This window comes from Mycobacterium sp. (assembly GCF_050701675.1).
GTDB lineage: Bacteria > Actinomycetota > Actinomycetes > Mycobacteriales > Mycobacteriaceae > Mycobacterium.
Genome location: NZ_JBOGDD010000112.1, coordinates 1 through 4,672, shown reverse-complemented (window position 1 = coordinate 4,672; position 4,672 = coordinate 1). Strand labels below are relative to the sequence as shown.

General features: G+C 64.8%; 5 protein-coding genes. 1 reads left to right on the top strand and 4 read right to left on the bottom strand.

Annotation, left to right across the window (positions count from 1 at the left end):
• The first annotated feature begins 126 nt into the window (after window positions 1-126).
• A complete protein-coding gene (locus tag ACRDUX_RS03465) occupies window positions 127-891 on the top strand; it encodes an IclR family transcriptional regulator (protein ID WP_526411053.1) in 765 nt (254 codons plus the stop codon).
• Window positions 892-1,047: 156 nt separating this feature from the next.
• Here the strand turns inward: ACRDUX_RS03465 and ACRDUX_RS03460 are convergent, their stop codons facing one another.
• From ACRDUX_RS03460 to ACRDUX_RS03445, 4 genes are all read right to left on the bottom strand, one after another.
• Window positions 1,048-2,118 (bottom strand): ABC transporter ATP-binding protein, encoded by a 1,071-nt coding sequence (locus ACRDUX_RS03460; RefSeq protein ID WP_526411051.1) that lies wholly within the window; start codon window positions 2,116-2,118, stop codon window positions 1,048-1,050.
• Between the two features lie 35 nt (window positions 2,119-2,153).
• Window positions 2,154-2,978, bottom strand: a complete 825-nt coding sequence (locus tag ACRDUX_RS03455; protein WP_526411049.1) for a carbohydrate ABC transporter permease — start codon at window positions 2,976-2,978, stop codon at window positions 2,154-2,156.
• Window positions 2,975-3,934 (bottom strand): carbohydrate ABC transporter permease, encoded by a 960-nt coding sequence (locus ACRDUX_RS03450; RefSeq protein ID WP_526411047.1) that lies wholly within the window; start codon window positions 3,932-3,934, stop codon window positions 2,975-2,977. The genes ACRDUX_RS03455 and ACRDUX_RS03450 overlap by 4 nt, the downstream gene beginning before the upstream one ends.
• Before the next feature lie 2 nt (window positions 3,935-3,936).
• Window positions 3,937-4,672 (bottom strand): type 2 periplasmic-binding domain-containing protein (locus ACRDUX_RS03445; protein ID WP_526411045.1); only part of this gene is annotated, 736 nt, incomplete at its 5' end.

The window sequence follows — 4,672 nt, the reverse complement described above, 5'->3', positions numbered from 1 at the left end:
GGGGCGCCAACGTAGGCCTACCGCACTCCCCCGCAAACCTCACCCAGCCGAGTGGCGGATTAACTTTTCCTTATAGTGGAATGTCCGAAACCTTCCAAAAGCTAGGTCGGAACGACAGGGGTGCACGTGGCTAAGTCACCGAGTACGGGTGGCGTCCAATCGATCGAGCGTGGCTTCGAGATCCTCGAAGCCATGGCGACCGAAAGCGGACCAATCGGCGTGAGCGCGCTGGCCGAGCAAACTGGCATGCCGATACCAACCATCCACCGCGTCATACGGACTCTGCTCAGCCTCGGTTACGCGCGCCAGCTGCCCAACCGGCGATACGCATTGGGTCCTCGATTGATTCGGCTTGGCGAGAGCGCCACCCAACAATTTGGAACGTCGTCCCGCACGCACCTAGCAGAATTGGTGGAGGAGACCGGCGAGACCGCCAAGATGGCAGTGCTTGATGCCACGATGGCGGTATACGTCGCGCAGGTTCCGTCGGCGCACTCGATGCGCATTTTCACGGAGGTAGGCGGTCGGGTGCGCCTCCACTGCAGCGGGATCGGCAAGGCTTTGCTGATGCAACTGCCAGATAGCGAGGTGCGCGCACTCGTCAACCGCGTCGGCATGCCGCAGTACACCGAGAACACCATCACAGACGCCGACACCCTGATCGCCGAACTCGAACGCAGCCGGGAACGCGGCTACGCCATCGACGAAGCCGAACGGGAACTCTGGGTGAGGTGCTTCGCCGTGCCGGTGCCCAACGCACCCAATGTGACGGCCATTTCTGTTTCGGGCCCAGCAGGACGGGTGACGTTGGATGAAGGTGAACGCATCGTGCCCATTCTCCAACGCGTCGCCAAGCAACTGAGCCGCGACTTTCAACGCGAGCCTCAATAGGGGTCGAGCTGCTTCCGCACGCTCGGGGTGCTGTGGCAGGTGAAGGCCGTTGAGCAGCACTCTCCGCCGCCACCGGATCGATGACGAAGGCACTCAAGGCGGTTGCGTTGCACCCCTCGTCGACTCGGTCAGCGTCGCGCGGGAGCTGCTCGCCCGTCAGCTGATTCGCACGCCGGTCACCTGATCGAACAGATGAATCGCGTGGGCGTCCGCGGTGACGTATACCGTGTCACCCGTCCCGATGTGCTCGCGGCCGCCGATGCGGGCGATGATGTCGACGTCGCCGCCTTCGATCTTGGCGTTGCCGTACAGGTAGGCATCCGCCCCCAGGGTCTCGACCACTCCGACGGCAACCGCGATACCGGCCCCGGGGGAGGTCAGGCGCCAGCCTTCCGGCCGCACTCCGATGACGACGGGGCCGTCCGCGCCGTCGGGACGGTGCACCGCCATCGTGTGCCCGCCCACCGTCACCGACGCACCACTGAGCTTCGCGTCGAGGAACTTCATCGCAGGTGAGCCGATGAACCCGGCAACGAAGACGTTGGCGGGTCGGTCATAGAGGTCCATCGGCGCCCCGACCTGTTGCAGCACACCGTCTTTCATGACGCCGACGCGGTCGCCCATGGTCATCGCCTCGGTTTGGTCGTGGGTGACGTAGACGGTGGTGACGCCCAGGTCGCGTTGCAGCTTGGCGAGGTCGGTGCGCGTCTGCACCCGCATCTTGGCGTCGAGGTTCGACAACGGCTCGTCCATGCAGAAGACCTGCGGATTGCGCACGATGGCCCGGCCCATCGCGACCCGCTGCCGCTGGCCGCCCGACAGCGCCTTGGGCTTGCGGTCGAGGTAGTCGGTGAGCCCGAGCGTCGTTGCGGCCGTGGCCACCCGCCGCTTGCGTTCGGCTCTGGACATGCCTGCGTTCTTGAGGCAGAACTCCATGTTGCCGCCGACTGTCATGTGGGGGTAGAGCGCGTAGTTCTGGAACACCATCGCGATGTCGCGGTCCTTGGGGGCCGTGGTCGAGATGTCGCGGTCGCCAAGATAGATGGAACCGGCGGTGAGTTCCTCGAGGCCTGCCAACATTCGCAGTGTCGTCGACTTGCCACAGCCCGACGGGCCGACCAACACCATGAACTCGCCGTCGGCGATGTCCAGGTCCATCCCGGCCACCGCGGCTGTCGGCGCCTTCGGGTACCAGTGCTGGGCCTTCTCGAATCGAATGGCAGCCATGGGATTTGCTCCTTTGAATCGTGGTCGGGACGGGGTCAGCGTGACGAGATGCCGCCGACCATGCCGTTGATGAACCGCTTCTGCAACGCGAAGAACAGCACGGCGATCGGCAGTGCGACCATCACCCCGGCCGCCGCCAGCAGTGAATAGTCGGTGAGGTGCTGACCCTGGAACAGCGCCAATCCGAGTGGTGCGGTGCGCCTGCTATCCGAGACCACCATGACCAGGGGCAGAAGGAATTCGTTCCAGGTCCACATCGTGATGACGACGGCCATCGTCATCATGGGCGCCAGGGACGGCGGCACGACGACCCTCCAGAGCACCCGCAGATCGCTGGCGCCGTCGAGGCGTGCGGCCTCGATGATCTCGCCGGGAAAACCCCGGAACTGGTTGCGCATCCAGAACACGGCGAAGGCCAGTGACTGCGCGGTCTGCGGCAAGATCAGCGCCCAATAGGTGTCGGTGAGCCCCACGGTCCGCAGGTTGAAGTACAGCGGGATGATGAACGCCTCCGTCGGCAGGGTCAGCCCGATCAGAAGCAGGTAGAACAGCACCGAAGAGCCCCGAAAGCTCATGCGGGCGAACGCAAACCCGGCGAACGTCGCCAGGATGACGCTGAGGATCACCACCGCGGTGGTCACGAACACGCTCGAGACGAGGTAGCTGCTGAAGTTCCCGCGACTCCATGCCGCCCCGTAGTTGCCCAGGTCGATGGAGTGAGGAATCGAGAACCCGCCGGAGTTCTGCTTGGCGGGGGTCACCGACGACAGCAGGACCCCCAGCAGCGGGATCACGGCGAACGCGGCGAAGGCGGCCAGGATCAGCTGGTTGACGATCCGTTCGGTGCGGCTGAGGTTCACTCGGACTCCCGAGGGGCGATGCGGCTGATCGACACGGTCAGCACGACGATCACGACGGTCAGCACGACCGCGATGGCCGAAGCCAGACCTACCTGACCGGTGTTGAACGCCCGGTTGTAGGCCTCGAAGGCCGGCACTGTGGTCGCATTGCCGGGGCCGCCGCGGGTGGTGATGAAGACGAGGTCGAAGGTCTTCAGCGCGGACACCACCGTCAGCGTCAGCGCCACGGCGATCTGACCACGTAGCGACGGCAGCGTGATCGCAATGAATTCCCTTGCCCGCCCGGCACCGTCGAGGCGTGCGGCTTCGAAGAGTTCGGGGGCGATGTTGCCGATGCCAGACAGGAAGAGCACCAGGCACAGACCGATGTTCAGCCACGTGCCGACCAGACCGATGGCGATCAGGGCGAAGGTGTGATCGCCCAGCCATACGCGGCTGAGCGAGTCGAGGCCCACCAGGCGCAGCGTCTGGTTGAACAGACCGTCGCGGGAGTAGATCGAGATCCAGATGGTCGCGATCACCACCGTCGCGATCACCTGCGGCAGGAACAGCACCGTACGGAAGAACGACATCGACCTCAACGCGTGCGCCCGGGAGATCAATGCGCTGAGGAACAGCGCGATGAGAACCGGTGCTGCGGCATAGAACAACATCAGCACACCCGCGTGCAGAAAGGAGTCACGCAATCGTTCGTCGGTGAACACGGCGACATAGTTCGACAGGCCGGCGAGGGTGGACTTGCCCATGCCGTCCCAGTCGTAGAATGAGTACTGCACGGTCTGCACCACCGGGGCACCCAGGAAGGCCGCGAACACCAGGAAGGCCGGCGCCACGTAGAGATAGGCCTTCATCGAGCGACGGGCGGGCCGCCGCGGGGGCGCGCCACCATCGTCGGTCGTCACGACCTCGCCCTCACCCGGTGGGGTCGCCCGCTGCTCGGGTTGGTGCAGCGTCATCGTTACTTCTTGCCCGCCAGAAAGCTCGCGTAGTCCTTCTGCAGGGTGTCGACGAACTGTTGCGGGTCGATCTGACCGCCGACGAGTTCTTGCATCCCGGCGGTGATGGTGTCGTAGAAGGTGGGCGTGGAGTAATCCAGATACGGCACTTCACCATTGGCCTTCTGGACGTCGCGGTACTGGGTCGCGATGTCGGCGGCGACGGTGCCCGACTGCGGCTGGTAGTCCGTCGGCAACACCGTGGGAAGATTGCCGGTGTCCAGGAGCGTCTTGGCGGCCTTGGCGTCGGAGATGAAGTTGACATAGGCGGCGGCGACGTCCGGATGCGCGGACTTCGAGGTGATCGCCCACGCCAGTCCCTGACCGCCGGTGGTCGCGGGCTGACCGTCGGTCGAGTTCAGCGTCGTGAAACCGACACCCGCGCCGAGGTCGTCCTGCATCGTCTGCTGCAACCACGTGCCAGTCAGGGTGAACAGGGCCCCGCCCTTGCCGAATCCTGCGACGGCGTCATCGCGGGACACCCCGTTTGCGCCTGGGGTGAGATACCCCTGCTTGCTCCAATCAGCGACTTGCTGAGCTGCCTTGAGCGATGCCTCGTCGGTCCATGCACCGCCCTGACCACTGACCAGTTCGTTCACGGCAGGCGCGCCCGCCAGTGCGGCCTGGACCACCCCGAACAGATGAATTCCCGGGCTCTTGTCGAGGTTGCCGAAGGCCATCGGCAGGATCCCCTTGGCC